Source organism: Zobellia alginiliquefaciens (assembly GCF_029323795.1).
Classification (GTDB): Bacteria; Bacteroidota; Bacteroidia; order Flavobacteriales; family Flavobacteriaceae; genus Zobellia; species Zobellia alginiliquefaciens.
In genome coordinates this window covers 257,519-276,583 of record NZ_CP119758.1, presented here as the reverse complement: position 1 = coordinate 276,583, position 19,065 = coordinate 257,519, and the positions used below count along the sequence as shown (strand labels likewise).

Sequence of the window (19,065 nt, the reverse complement as noted above, 5' to 3'; positions counted from 1 at the left end):
CCTATGAAACAACAAATCTCCACTTTTCTAACATTTCAGGATAGCAACGCTGAAGAAGCAATGAGTTTTTATGTAGAACTGTTCGACAATTCCAAAGTAATTGATGTACAACGCTACGGTAAAGATGGCCCTGGTAAAGAAGGGACGATTGTAAAAGCAATTTTTGAACTGAATGGAACACCGTTTATTTGTAGTGACAGTTTTATTCAACATGAATGGAGTTTCACGCCAGCAGTATCCAATTGGGTAGAATGTAGCACCGAAAAAGAGATTGATCATCTTTTCGCAGAACTATCAGAAAATGGGGAAGTAAAAATGCCTTTGGACAACTATGGTTTTAGCAAACAATTTGCTTTTGTAGGGGATAGGTTCGGGGTTTCTTGGCAGCTGAATTTGGGTTAGATCTAATACATAAAAGAGAATATGAAATGTGATATTTACACCATTTGGGAAACCTATCAAAAGGATTTAAAAGCTTATATAAGAAAACGAGTGTCAAATCAAGAAGATGCTAATGACATTCTGCAATCGGTACTTATAAAAGTTATCACTTACTGCGAGAAAAAAAATAATGTAACTTATATAAAAGCTTGGCTTTACACAATTACGCAGAATACAATTATTGACTATTATAAAAAATCAAAACAAACTGCATCACACAGTAGATTAGAAAATTTAGAAATACTAAACCAGCAGGAATATGATGAAAATATTTTTGTTTGGCTTCATAATTTTTTAGATAGTCTACCGAAGAAATACGCTTTACCATTGAGTCTTTCAGATATCAAAGGAATACCTCATAAAAAAATTGCAGAACAGCTCGGTTTAACAGTAACAGCAACTAAATCAAGAATTCAAAGGGCGAGAAAAATGCTAAAAGAAAAGTTTGAAGAATGTGGTAAGGTTGAAGCATCAGAGCATCAGTTACTGTCATACAATATAACCAAAACCTGTTGTTTAAAATAAAAAAGAAAATTATTGCGTCTTTTTAGTGTTCCTAAAGTCTTAGAGGTAAATCATAATTTAAATCAAAAAGAAAATGGAAACAAAAAAAGTATTAAAAGTAGAATTCATTCAAGTAGAAATGCCTAGCAATGAAAATAACTCTTGTTCAGCCTGCGATACGGTTCAAGGTAAATTAGTTTCTGCAATTCAGGAGGTACAAAAACTATTTGATAATTTGGATTGCGAAATCTTTTTCAAATCAACATCAGTGAAGACGATTGAGGAAGCTGAAAAAGCACAAATAATAGCATCCCCAACGATAAGAGTGGGTAATCTTGATTTTTATCCTAATCACGCAACCAGTAAATCTGAAAAACGAGAATGGACTTGGAATGGCTTAACAACATCTGAACCCACAAAAGAAATGTTGATGGAGGTTTTGTTAAAAGGTTACTTTGAGCCAAAAAAAGAGTTAGAAAAAAAGGAGATGTCAGCATACATTCTTCAATACCTAAACAAAGAAAAGGTAACAAATTCGGATTGCGGCTGTAGTTAAAACTAAATATTCTTTGCATACCCATTAGTTTAACTCATTTAAATCAAAGAGATGAAACAATTACAAAATAAAGAAATAATCAAGGAGATGTATGATGTAATTCTTAACAGAAAGGAAAAAGATAAAGCTAACAAATATATCGATAATGAATATCTCCCAAAATTTAACGATGTAAATAAAACACTCTTCGAATCATTCCCGGATATTCTATTTGAAATAGAGAAAATATACAGTGACAATGATAATATTGTGACTTTTTATAATTGGGCGGGAACACATACAAGCGATTATAGGAACATTGCAGCAACAGGGAAAAATATTAAAGTTAAAGGGGTAAGTGTTTATGTATTGGAGGATGGTAAAGTAATAAACAGTAAGGCAATGCCTGATAAGTTGATGTTTTTTCAACAATTAGGTTTAATTCCTGAAGATTTGTTAGAAAAGATGATGAAATCGCAATAGACAGATAAAATAGTATGAAAACAAAACAAATTTGGGCAAACCTTGGCGTAGAAAACATTGAACGCACTAAAACTTTTTATCAATCCTTGGATTTCGAGCTCAATGGAAGTCCATCAGAAGATTTGGTCAGCTTCCTTTTTGGTCCTGATAACTTTGTGATTCACTTCTTCAAAAAAGAAAAGTTAGAATCAAGTTTGGAAGGTAAAACTGCTGATTTAAGCAATGGTAATGAAGTTATGTTTTCTATGGCAGCTGGCAGCAAGAATGAATATGATACTTGGGTAACTGAAATTAAAAAGGCAGGGGGTGAAATTTTATTCGACTCTAATAAGAATAGGAAAGCTTTTTATGATGATAATGGCTTTTACGTTTGTGTATTTACCGACCTAGATGGGCATAAGTTCAACTTGTTGTATAATGAGCATATGTAAATTGAAAAAGGAAAAAAAATGACCAAGATAATATCAAGCCCAAACTGTGGCAACTCACCCAAAATGGAATTTATAAAACAGTTTAATATTGCTTTTGCTAAAGGGAATGTAGCATTTTTGAGCGAAAGTGTCACGGATGACATTACTTGGAACATGATAGGTGACAAAAAAATCGAAGGAAAAGCAAATTTTACCAAGGCTGTAGAAGAAATGCAATTCGTAAAAGCGTCTGAACTGATAATTGACCAAATTTTATCGCACGGTAGAGAAGGCGCTGCCAACGGAATTATGAAAATGCCAGACGGTAGGCAGTATGCGTTTTCAGACTTTTATGTCTTTCAGGGGGCCAAAGCCTCTAAAATTAAAAGAATGTCGTCCTACTGCATAGAAATTTAAACGATGAAAACAATTTTCGACCAGAATACTAGAAAGCAATTAATCAACCGGATTGAACAAATCAACGCCGATAAGAATCCTGAATGGGGAAAGATGAATGTTTTTCAAATGTTAAAACATAATACCTATTGGAATGGATGGATACTAGGTGGGGAGGACCACACCTACAAACAAGCTTTAATGGGCAAACTACTTGGAAAAATAGTTTTGAAGCGAATGATAAAAGATGATAAACCATTGGATAAAAACATCCCTACCTCAGACCAGTTCAAGCCTAAAATCTTAGAGGGCAATGTGGAAGCTGAAAAGTCGAAATGGATTGGATTGATCCAAGCCTATGCCAACTACAACAACCCTGATTTCATTCACGATTTCTTTGGTAAAATGACGAAAGTACAAATTGGAGTTTTGGTATACAAACATACGGATCACCATTTGCGCCAGTTTGGGCTGTAAATTGGATTGGTAATTGTTAAAGACAAACGCTTCTAGCAGAAAGGACTGGACACTATATATCTACCCTTAGCTATCAATTTCCTGTTTTTTTAACCTCATATATTTCGCAAAAAATAGATTCAAAATATTGCGTAGCCAAATGACATCACTTATATTCGTAGTCAAATAACTTCATAATGAAATTAAGACGAGATATTTTTCAAGCCATTTCGGACCCAACAAGACGCGCCATATTGGTATTGTTAACATCACAAGCCATGAGTGCTGGGGCGATTGCTGAAAATTTTGATGCAGCCAGACCTACGATTTCGAAACACATTCAGATTTTAAACGAATGTGATTTAGTGGAGGCTAATCAGCAAGGCAGAGAGATATACTACAAGCTAAAAGTGGAAAAAATGAAGGAAATCGATAAATGGCTGACGCAATTCAGGGCCATTTGGGAAAATCGATTTGATCAACTAGATAATTTACTGGAAACGCTAAAAGACAAAAAAAATGAAAAATAGTCTGTTATTCAATTTTTCCGTGAACAAGGAAAATAAAACCATCAATATTCAGCGAGAATTCAGCGCCAATCTTGAATTGGTTTGGAAGGCATGGACAGAAGCTGAACTACTTAACCAGTGGTGGGCACCAAAGCCCTATTATATAGAAACTAAAACCTTGGATTTAGAAGTTGGGGGCATGTGGCTTTATGCAATGGTAAGCCCTATAAACGAAAAAATCTGGTGTAAGGCAGTCTATAAAGCGATTGAAACAAACAAACTGTTAACTTGGTTAGATGCCTTTTGTGATGAAAATGGTCATGAAAATACGATAAAGCCACGTTCCTTATGGACGAATGTTTTTACAGAAAAAAATGATTTTACCCTAGTAGATATTACCTTAAAACACGATAAACTAGAAGACATTGAAACATTGATTGAAATGGGCTTTAAGGATGGTTTCCAGATGGCTCTTTTAAACTTAGACCAATTATTATTAACTAAAACTAATAACAATGAATAAACTGCAATTTGACTTCTTGGTCAACAAGAAGGATAACACACTTACAATTGTGCGTGAATTTAACGCCGAAAGGCAACTTGTTTGGGATTGTTATACGAAAAGTCACCTATTGGAGAAATGGTTTGCGCCAAAACCATTGACAGCCAAAACAAAGACGATGGATTTTAAAGAAGGTGGACATTGGTTGTACGCTATGGTAGAGCCAAATGGGACAGAACATTGGGGGCGAACGGATTTTACTGAAATTAAACCTATTGATTATTACAAATCATTGGATGGATTTTGTGATGAAAATGGAAATCTGAACTCGGATATGCCAAGAGCAAAATGGCACGTAAGTTTTTTAGATTTGAATGAAAAATCAAAAGTTGAGACCGTTGTAACCTATAATTTACTAAAAGATCTAGAAACTATAATAGATATGGGAATGGAAGAGGGCCTTAAATCTACCTTAGACAGATTGGATGAATTACTAATAATCCTTAAAAAATGAAAAGGCGAGTCTTCCTTATTTTAGGTCTGGTCCTTGTGCTGATGTTCATTAATGCAGGCTGAAATAAATTTATCCATTATATGCCATTTCCATAAAATTTGCACGAAAAAATGGTATATGGAATGTCCCTATTTTCGGAAATAGGATAGCTTATGCCTTTGGTAGGTTTTGTAGAGGTATTGGGTGTTGCTTTTTATTGTCCTTAAAACAAGAGCAATTATATCTAATGTTATTTTTCCAATAGTAATAGGTCCATTGTTAACAAACGTAGTTTTTGCACCAAAGCGTAACCAATAGCATTGCTACCGTCTAAAATAAATCTTTGGGTGATATATGGTAAAAGAAAGAGCCATTCCATCGGGGTCAATCATCAGTTGTTTCATACTTTGATGAAAATAAAAGTTAATGAGTATAAAAATAGAAGGCCAGAGTACCGTTGAAATATTCAAAACTAATGTAAGCAATCAACGATTAGCTAAGCAAATAGTTTATGACCTCAATCAAATATACCCGGATTACCTTATTAATTTCGATTTAGAGGATTGCGATAATGTATTAAGGATTGAAGGTAATATTTCCATAGATATCCGAGGCGTCCTGAATTATGGTAAAAGCAACAATATTCAAATAGAACTTATTAATTACTGAAATTATAAGACTGCTTCCCACCATATGGCCTTTTATTTATAGAAAGCTCTTTCCATTTACTCATAACTTACTTACTACACTCATCCACTTCTTGCAACGTACCCAAACATACTTGAAAAGTATTTTCTTTTAAAAAAATTGCGCAATCAAATGACTGCATTTATATTTGCAGTCAAATAACTGCGTAATGAAATTAAGAAGAGATGTATTTCAGGCCATAGCTGACCCAACAAGAAGAGCTATTATCACATTGGTTGCTACGAGTGCAATGACACCAAGTGCAATTGCCGATAATTTTAACTATTCCAGACAAACCATTTCTAAGCATATACAAATTCTCACGGAATGTGAGTTGTTACAACAGGAACAAAAAGGAAGAGAAATATACTATGAGCTTAACCCTAACGGTATGAAACAAATAGCTGATTTTATTGAGCCTTTCAGAAAAATGTGGGACGCTCGATTTAATACCTTGGAGGCTGTTATGAAGAATCATCAATCAAATACAAAATAAACAATGGAAGAAAAAACTAAAATCAATGCCTCAGAAGGAAAACAAGAATTAACCATAACAAGGGAATTTGACCTTCCAGTAGAACTAGTGTACAAAGCATATACCGAAGGTGAGTTTGTCTCACAGTGGATGGGTACGAAGGTACTAAAACTAGAAAACAAAAATCACGGAAGTTATGCGTTTGAAACCTCACACGGGGGAAATATAATGTTTAAGGCCAACGGAACCATTCATAAAGTGGTACCCAATCAAGAAATCGTTAGAACTTTTGAAATGGAAAATATGTCCATAGGGGTGCAATTGGAGTTCTTAAATTTTGAAAAACTTACAGCAGACAAAAGCAGGTTAACCATTCAGATTATATACAAATCAGAAAAACACCGAGCTGAGCAGCTAAAGTTACCATTTGCTTATGGCTTAAATATGGCCCATAATAAACTAGAAGAAATACTAACAAACTTAAAATAAATGAAAACGAACAAGAGAAATAAAATAATCTATTGGCTTGCCACGAGTTGGCTTTCCTTAGGAATGTTATCTACTGGAGTTGTACAATTGTTACAATTAGAAGAGAACATTCAAAGTATGGAATCTCTAGGTTATCCTCTGTATTTGTTAAGTATTTTGGGTGTATGGAAATTTCTAGGAGTGATAGCAATTCTCATTCCTAAACTACCATTATTGAAAGAATGGGCATACGCAGGTTTCGTCTTTGTGATGACCGGTGCGATTGTTTCGCATTTAGCAGTGGGAGATGATTCAGTAACCTTTTTTGGTCCAAGCTTGCTTCTGGTATTAACATTTATTTCTTGGTATTTTAGACCAGCAAATAGAAAATTAATTTAAATGAAAGACATAAAACCAAAGACCGTCGATGAGTTTATTGATTTATCACCAGCGGAAGCCCAGGAGGTAATGATAAAACTTAAAAACCTAATTGAATCTACGGCACCAAACGCTGAAGGTGGAATCAGTTGGAATGTGCCAATTTACAAACTTAACGGGATACTTGTCGGATTTTCATTGGCTAAAAAGCACGTGAGCTTTGGCATAGATTCCCTATCAGATGACATGCGTAAAGTATTGGAGGATAATGGCTATAAAACGGGTAAGAAGACAGTCCAAATTAAGTTCGATCAAAAAATTCCCGAAGCAGAACTAAAACAGCTAATTAAGGAACAAGCTCAACTGAACGAATTGTAAAAAATTTTGAAAGATCAAAGAACATGGGTTAAGAGGCTTTAAAATAGGATAGGGCATTTCAAATAAAACTTAAACCTCACAAACATAGTACTTCTTTCTATTTTGACTTAAAAGACAGGGTATCAGGTGATAGGATTCAAAAATTAGCTCAATATCAGATGCCTTTTTATTAATATAAGGAATATTTTAATATATAGGAGAAAAAGCCTAGAGCTTTTCTTTATGATAGCAATCGAGGGAGTCAAGTAAACTTTTTGTCTCCGTTACATCAAACATTAAATGCATTAAAAACAATCGTAAAATGGATAAAGTTGACCGGTACATCGAAAAGGTAGAGAACTGGAAAGAAGAAACTAAGTTATTGCGAGAAATCTGTTTAGAGTGTGGTCTGAAAGAGGATTTTAAATGGATGCATCCATGCTATACCGACCAAGGTAAGAATATTGTGCTAATTCATGGTTTTAAGGACTATTGTGCATTGTTATTTCACAAAGGAGTATTACTAAAGGATACGGGGGATATATTGGTGCGACAAACCGAGAATGTACAATCGGCTCGTCAGATACGTTTTACCGATAGTAAGCAAATAAACGAATTGAGAGCAATTATCAAAGCCTATATTTTTGAAGCCATAGCAGTTGAGAAGGCAGGCTTGGAAGTTAAAATGAAAAAAACTTCGGAATTTGATATTCCTATTGAGCTCCTAGAATCATTTGATAGGAATCCGGATTTAAAAACAGCTTTTTATAGTCTTACCCCAGGGAGACAAAGAGCCTATTTACTCCATTTTTCCCAAGCGAAGCAATCTAAAACACGCCATGCCAGAATTAAAAAATATCTCCCACATATTTTGATTGGGAAAGGTTTGAACGATTAAAATAATAAGGCCTACATTGAGTGGAGATGCGCACGTGGGAGATTGAACTACAAGGTGATAGAAATCAATTAGATGTAGAAAAAATCATATGGAATTACAAGGAAACCTGCAATCCATGTCATATCTCAGTATTTTGTCTTATTAGAATAGTAAGGCTACGGTTTGTACCATGAATCTGGGGAATTCTTTGTTCCCCCTTTAAGGGAATTTGACGGTTCCATCGGCAATTTTGATAACAACAACATCGATTCCAAGCAATTCGTATCTCCAAATTTGCCAATTTTATTTGGCGTGTCCCTGTTGGGTGAGACTTGAGGGCAATAACGGCTATGCGGTTATCTTTACTATTGTAATAGTGAAGTTAAGAATACGGAAATTGAGCTTGTAGGAAGTTATAAATAGGTAAACTGGCTCGACACCCTAAATTCCCCATAGCGGATAATTATGATATTCTGCTTATTAAGAGACTTCAGCAAAATTTATTAAATGCTTCATGGTGGGAATAGAATGCTATAAAGGCGTGCCTATGCCAATTACTTTTGCGTTTAAGTCAAAATAAAAATGAATTGCGACACAACTATAGTTGGATTATAGAAATTTTGAACTATGGAATTTTCGTAAAATTTGAGTCATCAGGTTATTATGGGTTTCCTTAGACACATAATCCGTAGCAAGGACTACCAAGAGGAACAGGGTAGGAGCTTCCCCATGTAATCCCGTCAAATAGCCGATACTATAAGTGTAATAATTTATAATCTGAATGCATTTGTGGATTTTGGTAGTCGGATAAATTTTAATTTTAAAAAAATCTAGGATGAGTTTACGATTGGAACCCATATTGACCGAAGGAATTGCCCAAGTTTCTTATTTTGTATGTGACGATAGTACCGGAGGCTCCGCTGTGATCGATCCGCGCCCCGACACCGATATATACCTTCAAAAAGCACAGCATTATGGGAACTGGCATATGGTCTATCTTTTCTCACTGTCCTTTATATATTTTTACTCTATCTCACTACAAGGATGCTTCTAAAGGACGGTACTTCCAGATCTTAGTTTTCTAAAATCAAAAAAAGGAAACCGAAGTAAGAAAAGAATGCGTGACGGCTTCGGATTTTGTGAATGATATTTGGCCCTTTATTTTATCTAAGGGGCCAATTTTATTATTGCAGCTCATATCACAAGAACTACCACAACATTGGTAGAGCAACAGGTAATCTTTACCCATGGTTTTGGTAAATTACCTTTGAAAGGCCGATATCCATAACCACAATCTTGCCATGTTTCCTTCACGGAAATACAGCTGAAATTGTTAGGTTGCTTGAAAGAACGAGCTCAGAAAGTAACATTTGGAGGTTACTACGATTGGGGTAATACTTTTAGGTAATTAGGAACAAAATCCAGCTATAAGGGAGCAACTTAAAAATTTTAATTATGCCCGTTATTAGGATATATGTCAGAACATATAAGCAATTTCCTTCCTAGTGGTATTTCAAATCATTTCATTAGATTGGTTACATAGAAAGCTTAAAACGTTTTCGTTGATGTCTTAATGGATATCTTATTTTGCAAGTTTATATATAAAACGCTGGTTTTTAATTTTGTATTCAGGTTTTCTTAAGCCTGTCATATCGAAAATAACCTGGCCTTTCACGTGTCGCACCATACATTTGCGACCACCGTGGTACCTCTCAACAATATTCCTAATGAGACTGTCTCTAAAAGGTTGGGCCATACCAAACTGTCCACGATCCAAAAATATGCCCGTGTCATCGAAAAGAAAATCAGCAAGGATGATGCAGTTAAAGAGCAAGTTGAAAGACAATTCTAAAAAAGATTTAAAATTCAAGGATATGGCATAAGATTATTTGAAAATTGTATGAATTGGCCTAAATCTGATTTCGAAGTTAAACAGCATCTAATATAATAAGTGATATAAATATCTGATAATATGGGTGTTATAATAGTTTTTTTCATACTGGTGTGATTCGCATTTCATGGCATAGGGTGACAAAAAAGGTGCTTTTGGGAAGGATATACCGGCCTCTTTATCAATAAAACGTGGCTAAATCATATTTTATTTTTGAGTTTGATAGACTGTCTCTCCCAACTCTTTACAATTAAATAATGCAGTTTGAAATTGCTTTTGTTTTATTTGCAATAATGATACCATAGTTTATGGAGGAGGATAATACTTATTATTCATTACTAAACGAGCAGGTCAAAGCTTCAAACCATGCAGCTTACATCAAGCTTTTTAATATACTTTGGGAACCTATGTATATATATGCTAGAGCGTTATTGGCTGATGAGGATTTGGCCAAAGATTTGCTTCAGAACATCTGGTCGATATACTGGGAAAAGAGGGAAAATATAGAGGCGAGGAATATAAAAGTTTATTTGTTTTCAAGTCTTCGAAATGAGTGTTATAGGCACCTCTCTAAGCAAGACAATTTCAAGAAAGTACAACTAGATGAAGTGCAACTGCTTCAAACAGAAGAAGGAAAACGATTGGAAACCACTTATGAAGAATTAGTATATTCGATTCATGAGTCTTTAAAAACCCTCCCGGCCCGATGTAAGGAAATTTTTGTCCTTAGTCGTTTGAATGGTTTTACGAATGACCAGATTGCCATCAACCTCAATATATCAAAGCGTACTGTTGAAAATCAATTATCAACGGCACTTAAAAAAGTTAGGAAAGATCTTCTTCTCTTGGTCAGGATTTTTGTCTAAGGTTAATTTAATGTTGCTTAAATATTTTCATTTGTTAAGCAATGGTTAACTCTAATAAATTTCATGTGAGTTCACTGTGATATCGACTCTTCCTTATGAAAGTCTAGCACTATGCATATTTCTCGTTTTAAAAATATATTAAACAAATACTTAAATAAATCCATTGAACCAGAAGAAGAGGAGGCTTTGGAGGAATTTGACCAACGTATGCTCGGGAATTACTTTTCCCAAGAAGAATGGAACGCTAAGAATAGTAATGGTGTGTATCAGAGTATTTTGAGAAATCTTCCCAAGGATAAAAAAGTTTCTAGAAGCTTTTTTATCCCCCTTAAGATTGCGGTAAGTGTAACACTACTTTTTGGTTTGGGGAGCATTGCCTATCATATTCTGGACCAAAAGCAAATTGATTACTCCAATGTTGAAATGGTGAGAATTACAGAATATGGACAAAAATCGGAGATAACCTTAAGTGATGGCACCAAAGTTAGGTTGAATTCGGGTAGCAAATTAACGTTTCCCAGAAAATTCAATGATGGTTCTCGTGAGGTTGAGTTGGTAGGTGAGGCATTTTTCGAAGTAACCAAGAACCAGAAAATGAAATTTATTGTAAAGTCAGGAGGCATAAGTACAACGGTATGGGGAACATCATTTAATGTAAATGCCTATCCGGAAAATGAAGAACTGGCTGTAACGGTTGTCACTGGTAAGGTGCAGGTTAATTCAAAAGATGTAAAAGTTTTCTTAGAACCTGGCCAACAAGGGGTTTATAATAAGAAATTAGATGATATTTTAAAGAAACAGGTTGATACTACTTCATCCTTAGGATGGAAAGATGGCATTTTAAGGTTTGAAAATGCAACTCTAGGTGAAGTTGCTAGAAAATTGAGTCGCTGGTATGGAGTAAAGGTTGAATTTGATACGCAAGCCATAAAAGAATGTCAATTCTCCGGAATATTCAATAAAGAAAATCTACAAACAGTATTAGAGGGGGTGATTTTTGTAGAAGAAGGTCTTACCTATAAAAGAAATGGAGCCAATACAATTGTATTAGCAGGGAAATGTTCCAATTAAAAAACACTTAAAATCCTTTTGCCTATGATATGACTACCAATTAATAAAATAAAAGGCAGCCTGTATTTATACTTTGGAGAGTAGCACAGACTGCCAAGGCGCTTAACAGTTATAATAAACCATTAAACACTCATTTTTTGTGATGACAACTAATTTATTCAAATTATTAAAGGTGGTGACCAAATTATCAATTTATATTTTATTGGTATTACTAGCTAATCCATTATTTGCTTCTACATATGGACAAAAGCTAAAAAACACGAAAGTAAACATTAATGTTAGCAAAGGTTCGGTTTTGGATGTATTCAAAAGTATCGAAAATCAAAGCAGCTATAGTTTTTTCTATAATAATGAAGTCAAAGTGACTGAAGGTAGAGTTTCTCTTGACATACGGCAAGTTTCGGTGTACGATCTCCTGTGTATTCTTTCTAAGGAACACCTACTTAAGTTCAAAAGAACCAATCGTAGTATTTCGGTCTCCAAGCTACCAAAAAACATTAAAGAAGTCAAATTACCGATTGTGATTGAAATTACCGGTATGGTAATGGATAGTGAGGGCACCCCCCTACCAGGAGCTAGTATCATGGAAAAAGGAACGACTAATGGCACGACTGCTGATTTTGATGGCAATTTTATTATCAACACATCAACTGAAAACCCGGTTTTGGTTGTGTCATATATGGGGTTTCTTACCCAAGAATTTCCGATTAAATCACAAAACGAGGTTTCCATTATCCTTCAAGAGGATTCTGCTCAATTGGATGAGGTGGTAGTTATTGGTTATGGAAGCCAAAAAAGAAGTGACTTGACCGGATCTATTTCTTCTTTATCTTCAAATGAGTTTCAAAAACAGCCTGTTACCAAACCTTCGGAAATACTTCAAGGTAGGGTTCCGGGAGTTTCGGTAAGCACACCTTCAGGTAGACCCGGAGGAAATCAAGTAATTCGAATTCGGGGTGCCAATTCGATTATAGGCGACAACTCTCCACTAATTGTGGTTGATGGTCTTATCGGTGCGGATTTCAATAGTTTAAACCCAAATAACATAGAATCTATACAAGTTTTAAAAGATGCGTCCTCTACAGCTATCTATGGTTCTCGGGGAGCTAATGGCGTAATATTGGTAACTACCAAAAGAGGTCGAAAAGGGAAAGCCCAAATTACTTTCGATCATTTTGTAAGAAGTCAAGAGGTTCCTAAGAAAGTTATGGTACTTAGTCCTGTTGATTATATGATTTCAGCGAATAACAGGCGGAAATATGCAAAATACTCACAGCAGCGGAATGATTTATTTGATTATAATTACCCAACGGATCAAGAGATATTAATGCCAGACGCTGACGGAAATAGGTCTATGACCTGGCTATATTATCATCCTCAGGCAATTGACGATGCTGGAAACGGATTGATAGGAATTGATTGGCAAGATGAAATATTTAGAACTGGTATTACTGACAATTATAATTTGAGTATCAGTGGTGGAAATGAAAAAATATCCTATAATATTTCAGGGAGCTATTTGGATCAAGAAGGACTTATAATCAATTCGGATTATGAAAGGTTTAATTTACGTGCAAGTATGAATGCCCAAGCCAGCGATCATTTAAGTGTTGGAGCAACTATATTTTTGTCACATGAAAATGATAATCCAGTTGGAGAAGGTGATTCTGGCGTTGTGTCTGCCGCCTTGTATGCGCTGCCTGTGGGTTTAGGAGTTAAATACCCGGATAATACTACAGGCTCATCCTATACATTCAATGAATCATTAGTAGGGAGATATTTTAACCATAGGGGTAGTTATGGTGGATTTGGTGATTCTTCACCAAACGGAGGAAGCTTAATAAACCCTGTTGCAGCGGCACTTGAACCAGAAAGGGAGATTATAACAAATAGTAATACGTTGTCTGCATATTTGGAATATGAACTTTTTGATGATTTAAAATTGAAAGTTACAGGAGGTTCTATTACATCAAACGGTAATAATAGAAGTTATTTTAATGAACTTATTAATGGAGGAAGTACATATGACGGTGAAAGAACCGGTAATATTACTACGCAAGAAAGTTCTTTTTGGCAAAATTCAAATATCCTAACTTATAAAAAGGATTTTGACAAGCATAGTTTGGCTTTTACAGGTTTATTTGAACAACAATATACAACAAGTACCGAATCCTTCATAGCCGTGCAAGGTTTCAATAACAATGCTACAGGTTTTAATGCGATACAAACTGCTGAAATTGTATCTGATAAATCATCCTACAAGGAAAAAAGAGTGATATTATCTTATATGGGAAGGATTAACTATAGTTATGATAATCGTTTTCTGGCTACTGTTTCTTTACGGTCTGATGGTTCCTCTGTTTTCGGAGCCAACAACAAATGGGGCACATTTCCATCAACGGCATTAGCTTGGAGAATTTCCAATGAAAAATTTCTAGAAGATAATACTTTCATCGATAAATTAAAGTTGAGGTCGTCTTATGGTATTACAGGTAACCAAGCTATTGATCCTTACCAAACGCTATCTCATATAACCACGGGAGGTACAGGCTTGAACTATCCTACTAATGGTAGCTCGCTTTCATTAGGTAGTGCCTTTAATACTGTGGCAAACCCCAATTTAAAGTGGGAAAAAACAGCACAAACAAACGTTGGTGTTGATGTTTCATTGCTTAATTATAGGTTAAATTTTACGGCGGATTATTACTATAAAATGACCAGTGATCTATTATCCCTGAGAACTTTGGCCAGTCAGTCCGGATTCAGCTCCGTGTTACAAAACGTAGGAGAAGTGGAAAATAGAGGGTTGGAGCTTTTGGTGGAGGGAGCTCTGATTGAGAATGAGGATTTCAGATGGGATGCAGGATTTAATATAACATTCAATAAGAACACAGTTTTGGAGCTAAGCTCTCCTGAGGAAGAGTCTATTCCTTTAAATGATGTCATGTACCTAATTAAGGGCCAGCCATTAGGTGCAATTTATGGTTATCAGTATGTTGGAGTTTGGCAATTGGGAGAAGAAGAAGAAGCCTTCGGTTACGGTCAAATACCTGGTACGGCCAAAGTAATTGATCAGAACAATGATGGTATTTATGATGAAAATGACAAAGTCTATTTGGGCTCTGCAAATCCAGATTATACATGGGGTTTCAATACTTCCGCCACATATGAAGGTTTTGATTTGGACATTCAATTCCAAGGCTCACAAGGGGGTGAAATCTATAACCAAGGTGCAAGAAATCGTTTTGATATGGAAGATGTTGGGGCTACAGGCTATAGGGGTAGAGAAAGATGGCATCCGACAAATCAACTGGATGGATATTACCAAAGAGTTGATTATACGGGAACAATAAACCAAACTGAGGCAAGACAGAGTGCCACTAATATTTTTACAAGGAAAGATGCCTGGCTGTCAGATATTTTTGTGGAAGACGCATCATACGTTAGGTTGAGCAATGTGACATTGGGCTATAATTTTGCTAAGAATGTTACTTCAAAAATAGGTTTGGATCGTCTAAAGCTATACTTCAGCGGTCAAAATTTAAAGCTTTGGACAGATTACACGGGGTATGACCCTGAGTTAGCTACAAATGAAAATGATGGTTTAAGAGGTTTTGAACTCAATAGCTATCCCAGAGCTAGGACCTATACTTTAGGATTAAAAGTAGAATTTTAATAAAAAGAATTTTAAAGAACAATTATGAAATACGTTACTCTATTAAATAAACGTTTTGCAGTAATATTTTGCATGTGTATCTCATTGTTTTCATGTGAAAGTTTAGTGGAAACACCTTATAGCTTCGAATCGCCCTCCAATACCTTTCAGAGTATAGGAAATTTTGAGAGCTTGGTAAATGGTGCTACACGAATTTTACAGAATATCAATTACTATGAACCAACTAGTGGAAGTAAAGCGGTTGAATCTAGTCCAACTATAGATACGTACAGTTTTACACCAGCTGATTTTGAAAATTTGTGGAGTGAATCCTATAAGGCTATTAATGGCCTGAACAGCGTGATAGAGAATATAGATCTGGCTGAAAACGGGACTCAAGGTGTGGTGGATGATATCTTGGGGAAAGCCTATTTTTTAAGGGCATTTACCTATTTCTATTTAGTTAGGTTTTATGGTGATGTACCACTTTCGTTGTCGGGTTCTTCTTCATTGGAAAACTTGGGAGCTGATGCACCTAGGGTAAGTTCAACAGAAGTCTATGCACAAATTATTTCTGATTTTCAGAGGGCAGAACTACTGCTAGAACCAACCAACTTGCCGGGAGCACCTACATCGGGTGCGGCTAAAGCATATTTGGCTAAGGTATATTTGACAATGGCAGGGGCCCCTCTGAACTTGACAGAAAACTATGCAAATGCAGCGTCTGTAGCTAAGGAAATAATAGATTCCAATGTTTATAGTTTGGGAGAATATGTAGATAACTATAATTCTTCAGGACAGAATGGCAATTCTAGTATTATCTTTCAATTTATCTATTCTACCGATGCTGGAACTGCATATAGTAATCCACTGTTCGCTAGTACAGCAATTAGAAATGGTATTACAAACCCTGGGTCAAGAGCATTCAGAAGGTATATGGACGAGTTTCCTGATGGACCTAGAAAAGAGGTTACGTTTTATTTGAACAATGACCCAGTTGTCCAAAAATTTTTAAACGATATTGACGGAAATGGCAACTTTACCAATCAAGTATATAGAAATGTAAACAATATTGGTCAACCCGATGAAAGAAAGTATTTTCTAAAAGATTCCCGAGAAGCTGGGTTCATTAAGAAATATACTTACGGTACAGAAGGACCAGAGGGGGAACAATCCGACCAAAACATAGTGCTGTTCAGATATGCTGAGGTATTGCTTATTTATGCAGAAGCTCAAAACAGGTTGAACGGTGCTAATGCTGATGCTTATGATGCGTTAAATGCAGTGAGAGTTAGGGGTAGAGGAGCAGGAACAGAAATACCCACATACTCTTTAACCCAACCGGAATTTGATGATGCTGTCATTCAAGAACGTTATTGGGAGTTTGGTTATGAGATGAAAAGATGGTTCGATGTGGTTCGAAAGGAGATTCCTTTAACATTTGATGTTTATACTGCGGGTACCTATGAAGAATTTTTAGCGGCATTTCCTGATAGGTATCTATTACCGGTTCCTCAAAGGGAGATTGAACTTAATCCTAATTTATTGCCCCAAAATAGAGGATATTAAGTTTCTATAATTTTATTTTTAAAAAAGAGCTGCAATGCAAGGCAGCTCTTTTAAAATGTTTTTCGTCTAACTTGAAAAAGAAATTTTAAACGTCAGAGAAGTTTCTGAAGAACTATTCAATCATCGAATCGATTATTATGTATAATAAACTTTATTTACTATTATTTTTTACAGTAATTACAACAAGTGTAGCCCAAAAAAAACAGGAAAGCTTCCTTGTAAAACCTTACCTACAATATTCCACAAAAACCAGTATACGGATATTGTGGGAAACAAACACCCCTTCAACATCAGAAGTTTGGTACGGTAAGGCTATTAAGAACGCGGAAAAGCCATTGTTAAATTCGAAAATGGCCTTAAAAGGGGAACGATTAATGCACGAGGTGGAATTAAAGAATCTGGAGGAAGAAACCAATTACTTCTGGAAGGTGATTTCCCATGATAAAGTGGGCAATATTTTGGAGAGTGAAACCTATACGTTTAAATCTGTAGTTGGGGATACTACTGCCTTTATGTTTGCTTTGGTTGGTGATCCCCAGTTAAATAAGAGAACGCCATGGGCTTGGGATTCTATTGCCACTGCAGTATGGAAAGAACGACCCAACTTTGTCGTAAATGCGGGTGATTTGGTGGATTGGGGCTTTAATAAAGAAGAATGGGTATATCAGTTTCTAGGACCAGGACATGATTTAATGTCAAGAATACCAATGTATTCTGTTCTTGGCAACCACGAGGGAGATGCCGATTATTATTATCAATACATGGCCAACCCAGCTCCAGAGTATTGGTACACGTTTAAGTATGGGAATGCCGAATTCTTTATGATAGATTCCAATCGGGATATCAGTGAAGGGTCAAATCAGTACAATTGGTTGGAGCAAAAACTGGCAACTTCCACTGCTGTATGGAAAATAGCTGTCCATCATCATCCTCCCTATTCTTCAGAGTCCAATGATCATGGGGATACATTTAATGGGGCAATTTCAGGAATGGGAAACAATCATGTTAGAGATCTTCCCAAATTATATGATACCTATGGGGTGGATTTTAGTTTGTTCGGGCATACGCATGTCTATGAAAGAACATGGCCACTTAGGGACAATAGAATAAACCAAAGACAAGGTACTGTTTATATTAATTCTGGGGGTGCTGGCGGTGGATTGGAATCATTTACGCCTACTAGAAATTGGTTTAGTTTGGAAGTATATGAGGGACACCATTATTGTACGTTTGCCATTTATGACAAAACTCTTCTGTTTAAGGCAATAGATCATCAAGGTAGGGTTGTAGATTCCTTTCAGTTGGATAAGGATCGAGACAAGGACAAAGTTTCTATAAAACAACCTCCCGCACCCATCATCAAAAGCCAAAAATATACCTTTCACGATGAAACCGTTTTTGAAATGGAAGCGGCACTTGACGGGCTTAACTTGAGATATACTATGGATGGGAGCGAACCGTCGCTGAGATCACTCAGATACACTGAACCGGTTTTGCTGAAGGATAGCAAAGAAATAAAGGCTAGGGCATTTAGCCCTGATGGAAAGGCCAGTAGGACCGTTTTTAAAAAATTTGTCAAGACGTCTGAGCTAAAAGCCACAAAGATCAAAACTGCTAAACGAGGACTGCAATATAAACTATACAAAGGTAATTGGGAAGGTAAAAGAGATACCTATTTACGTAAGGAGAATATATCAACGGAAGGGATATTGTCCGTTATAGGATTGGATGATTTTCATGTTGATGAAGAATATTGGGCTATTGAGATAGAAGGGTATCTTGATGTCCCGAGAACAGGGACCTACACTTTTTATGGTCTCGGTTCGAGAGGACTTGTCATTAAAATTGACGGGAATCCAATTATTGAAAGAGAACATGAACAACAAGAGGTGGTGCAGCTCGTATTAGAAAAAGGGTATCATAAGTTGGATATACAAAGTTTCCAAAGAAATTGGAGAAAGGCACTTGGTTTTGGGTATTGGGATGAAATAAACGGGCGTACTCCTTTTTCACCATTTGAACTAGCCCACAAATAGACAATA

The 19,065-nt window shown here is 35.8% G+C and carries 22 protein-coding genes; all 22 read left to right on the top strand.

The window, feature by feature from the left end:
* Positions 1–3: 3 nt before the first annotated feature.
* The 22 genes from P0077_RS01200 to P0077_RS01090 all read left to right on the top strand — a co-directional run bounded on the left by P0077_RS01200 (position 4) and on the right by P0077_RS01090 (position 19,059).
* Entirely contained in the window at positions 4–402 is a 399-nt protein-coding gene (locus P0077_RS01200) for a VOC family protein (protein WP_276167359.1), read from the top strand.
* A 21-nt stretch (positions 403–423) separates the two neighbouring features.
* On the top strand, positions 424–966 hold the full coding sequence (locus P0077_RS01195; protein WP_276167358.1) for a sigma-70 family RNA polymerase sigma factor: 543 nt from the start codon (positions 424–426) through the stop codon (positions 964–966).
* A gap of 73 nt (positions 967–1,039) precedes the next feature.
* Positions 1,040–1,501 carry a DUF2703 domain-containing protein gene (locus tag P0077_RS01190; protein ID WP_276167357.1) on the top strand — a complete coding sequence of 154 codons (462 nt, stop codon included), beginning with the start codon at positions 1,040–1,042 and terminating at the stop codon, positions 1,499–1,501.
* A gap of 51 nt (positions 1,502–1,552) precedes the next feature.
* Positions 1,553–1,963, top strand: coding sequence for an ester cyclase (locus P0077_RS01185; protein WP_276167356.1), 411 nt, complete (start codon positions 1,553–1,555; stop codon positions 1,961–1,963).
* Positions 1,964–1,977: 14 nt separating this feature from the next.
* Positions 1,978–2,394, top strand: a complete 417-nt coding sequence (locus P0077_RS01180) for a VOC family protein (protein ID WP_276167355.1) — start codon at positions 1,978–1,980, stop codon at positions 2,392–2,394.
* A gap of 18 nt (positions 2,395–2,412) precedes the next feature.
* Positions 2,413–2,790, top strand: a complete 378-nt coding sequence (locus P0077_RS01175; protein ID WP_276167354.1) for a nuclear transport factor 2 family protein — start codon at positions 2,413–2,415, stop codon at positions 2,788–2,790.
* 3 nt (positions 2,791–2,793) lie between these two features.
* Positions 2,794–3,246: a DUF1569 domain-containing protein gene (locus tag P0077_RS01170; RefSeq protein ID WP_276167353.1), complete on the top strand. Its 453-nt coding sequence runs from the start codon at positions 2,794–2,796 to the stop codon at positions 3,244–3,246.
* 176 nt (positions 3,247–3,422) lie between these two features.
* Positions 3,423–3,755 (top strand): metalloregulator ArsR/SmtB family transcription factor, encoded by a 333-nt coding sequence (locus P0077_RS01165; RefSeq protein WP_276167352.1) that lies wholly within the window; start codon positions 3,423–3,425, stop codon positions 3,753–3,755.
* Positions 3,745–4,257, top strand: coding sequence for an SRPBCC family protein (locus P0077_RS01160; protein WP_276167351.1), 513 nt, complete (start codon positions 3,745–3,747; stop codon positions 4,255–4,257). The genes P0077_RS01165 and P0077_RS01160 overlap by 11 nt, the downstream gene beginning before the upstream one ends.
* Positions 4,250–4,750 carry an SRPBCC family protein gene (locus P0077_RS01155; RefSeq protein WP_276167350.1) on the top strand — a complete coding sequence of 167 codons (501 nt, stop codon included), beginning with the start codon at positions 4,250–4,252 and terminating at the stop codon, positions 4,748–4,750. The genes P0077_RS01160 and P0077_RS01155 overlap by 8 nt, the downstream gene beginning before the upstream one ends.
* 405 nt (positions 4,751–5,155) lie before the next feature.
* Positions 5,156–5,398 carry a methyltransferase type 11 gene (locus tag P0077_RS01150; protein ID WP_276167349.1) on the top strand — a complete coding sequence of 81 codons (243 nt, stop codon included), beginning with the start codon at positions 5,156–5,158 and terminating at the stop codon, positions 5,396–5,398.
* 187 nt (positions 5,399–5,585) lie between these two features.
* Positions 5,586–5,912, top strand: a complete 327-nt coding sequence (locus P0077_RS01145) for an ArsR/SmtB family transcription factor (protein ID WP_276167348.1) — start codon at positions 5,586–5,588, stop codon at positions 5,910–5,912.
* A gap of 3 nt (positions 5,913–5,915) precedes the next feature.
* Complete coding sequence (locus P0077_RS01140) at positions 5,916–6,380, top strand: SRPBCC domain-containing protein (protein ID WP_276167347.1); 465 nt, start codon at positions 5,916–5,918, stop codon at positions 6,378–6,380.
* Complete coding sequence (locus P0077_RS01135; RefSeq protein ID WP_276167346.1) at positions 6,381–6,758, top strand: DoxX family protein; 378 nt, start codon at positions 6,381–6,383, stop codon at positions 6,756–6,758. It begins immediately after the preceding gene.
* Entirely contained in the window at positions 6,759–7,115 is a 357-nt protein-coding gene (locus tag P0077_RS01130) for an iron chaperone (RefSeq protein ID WP_276167345.1), read from the top strand.
* Positions 7,116–7,416: 301 nt separating this feature from the next.
* A complete protein-coding gene (locus P0077_RS01125) occupies positions 7,417–7,992 on the top strand; it encodes a YdeI/OmpD-associated family protein (protein WP_276167344.1) in 576 nt (191 codons plus the stop codon).
* Positions 7,993–8,806: 814 nt separating this feature from the next.
* A complete protein-coding gene (locus P0077_RS01120) occupies positions 8,807–9,025 on the top strand; it encodes an MBL fold metallo-hydrolase (protein WP_276167343.1) in 219 nt (72 codons plus the stop codon).
* A 1,145-nt stretch (positions 9,026–10,170) separates the two neighbouring features.
* Positions 10,171–10,728: a sigma-70 family RNA polymerase sigma factor gene (locus tag P0077_RS01110; RefSeq protein ID WP_276167342.1), complete on the top strand. Its 558-nt coding sequence runs from the start codon at positions 10,171–10,173 to the stop codon at positions 10,726–10,728.
* A 111-nt stretch (positions 10,729–10,839) separates the two neighbouring features.
* The gene (locus P0077_RS01105; protein ID WP_276167341.1) at positions 10,840–11,799 is read left to right on the top strand and encodes a FecR family protein; all 960 of its coding nucleotides are present in this window, start codon (positions 10,840–10,842) and stop codon (positions 11,797–11,799) included.
* Positions 11,800–11,941: 142 nt separating this feature from the next.
* Positions 11,942–15,475, top strand: a complete 3,534-nt coding sequence (locus P0077_RS01100) for a SusC/RagA family TonB-linked outer membrane protein (RefSeq protein ID WP_276167340.1) — start codon at positions 11,942–11,944, stop codon at positions 15,473–15,475.
* Between the two features lie 24 nt (positions 15,476–15,499).
* The gene (locus tag P0077_RS01095; RefSeq protein WP_276167339.1) at positions 15,500–17,023 is read left to right on the top strand and encodes a RagB/SusD family nutrient uptake outer membrane protein; all 1,524 of its coding nucleotides are present in this window, start codon (positions 15,500–15,502) and stop codon (positions 17,021–17,023) included.
* A 137-nt stretch (positions 17,024–17,160) separates the two neighbouring features.
* Entirely contained in the window at positions 17,161–19,059 is a 1,899-nt protein-coding gene (locus tag P0077_RS01090) for a metallophosphoesterase (RefSeq protein ID WP_276167338.1), read from the top strand.
* Positions 19,060–19,065: the final 6 nt, after the last annotated feature.

What these genes read in the sequence shown, in the direction of transcription:
- P0077_RS01130 (WP_276167345.1), top strand. Translation starts at nt 6,759, where the DNA reads ATGAAAGACATAAAACCAAAGACCGTCGATGAGTTTATTGATTTATCA.
- P0077_RS01160 (WP_276167351.1), top strand. Translation starts at nt 3,745, where the DNA reads ATGAAAAATAGTCTGTTATTCAATTTTTCCGTGAACAAGGAAAATAAA.
- P0077_RS01195 (WP_276167358.1), top strand. Translation starts at nt 424, where the DNA reads ATGAAATGTGATATTTACACCATTTGGGAAACCTATCAAAAGGATTTA.
- P0077_RS01175 (WP_276167354.1), top strand. Translation starts at nt 2,413, where the DNA reads ATGACCAAGATAATATCAAGCCCAAACTGTGGCAACTCACCCAAAATG.
- P0077_RS01145 (WP_276167348.1), top strand. Translation starts at nt 5,586, where the DNA reads ATGAAATTAAGAAGAGATGTATTTCAGGCCATAGCTGACCCAACAAGA.
- P0077_RS01095 (WP_276167339.1), top strand. Translation starts at nt 15,500, where the DNA reads ATGAAATACGTTACTCTATTAAATAAACGTTTTGCAGTAATATTTTGC.
- P0077_RS01100 (WP_276167340.1), top strand. Translation starts at nt 11,942, where the DNA reads ATGACAACTAATTTATTCAAATTATTAAAGGTGGTGACCAAATTATCA.
- P0077_RS01125 (WP_276167344.1), top strand. Translation starts at nt 7,417, where the DNA reads ATGGATAAAGTTGACCGGTACATCGAAAAGGTAGAGAACTGGAAAGAA.
- P0077_RS01200 (WP_276167359.1), top strand. Translation starts at nt 4, where the DNA reads ATGAAACAACAAATCTCCACTTTTCTAACATTTCAGGATAGCAACGCT.
- P0077_RS01105 (WP_276167341.1), top strand. Translation starts at nt 10,840, where the DNA reads ATGCATATTTCTCGTTTTAAAAATATATTAAACAAATACTTAAATAAA.
- P0077_RS01090 (WP_276167338.1), top strand. Translation starts at nt 17,161, where the DNA reads ATGTATAATAAACTTTATTTACTATTATTTTTTACAGTAATTACAACA.
- P0077_RS01180 (WP_276167355.1), top strand. Translation starts at nt 1,978, where the DNA reads ATGAAAACAAAACAAATTTGGGCAAACCTTGGCGTAGAAAACATTGAA.
- P0077_RS01140 (WP_276167347.1), top strand. Translation starts at nt 5,916, where the DNA reads ATGGAAGAAAAAACTAAAATCAATGCCTCAGAAGGAAAACAAGAATTA.
- P0077_RS01120 (WP_276167343.1), top strand. Translation starts at nt 8,807, where the DNA reads ATGAGTTTACGATTGGAACCCATATTGACCGAAGGAATTGCCCAAGTT.
- P0077_RS01155 (WP_276167350.1), top strand. Translation starts at nt 4,250, where the DNA reads ATGAATAAACTGCAATTTGACTTCTTGGTCAACAAGAAGGATAACACA.
- P0077_RS01170 (WP_276167353.1), top strand. Translation starts at nt 2,794, where the DNA reads ATGAAAACAATTTTCGACCAGAATACTAGAAAGCAATTAATCAACCGG.
- P0077_RS01110 (WP_276167342.1), top strand. Translation starts at nt 10,171, where the DNA reads ATGGAGGAGGATAATACTTATTATTCATTACTAAACGAGCAGGTCAAA.
- P0077_RS01165 (WP_276167352.1), top strand. Translation starts at nt 3,423, where the DNA reads ATGAAATTAAGACGAGATATTTTTCAAGCCATTTCGGACCCAACAAGA.
- P0077_RS01135 (WP_276167346.1), top strand. Translation starts at nt 6,381, where the DNA reads ATGAAAACGAACAAGAGAAATAAAATAATCTATTGGCTTGCCACGAGT.
- P0077_RS01150 (WP_276167349.1), top strand. Translation starts at nt 5,156, where the DNA reads ATGAGTATAAAAATAGAAGGCCAGAGTACCGTTGAAATATTCAAAACT.
- P0077_RS01190 (WP_276167357.1), top strand. Translation starts at nt 1,040, where the DNA reads ATGGAAACAAAAAAAGTATTAAAAGTAGAATTCATTCAAGTAGAAATG.
- P0077_RS01185 (WP_276167356.1), top strand. Translation starts at nt 1,553, where the DNA reads ATGAAACAATTACAAAATAAAGAAATAATCAAGGAGATGTATGATGTA.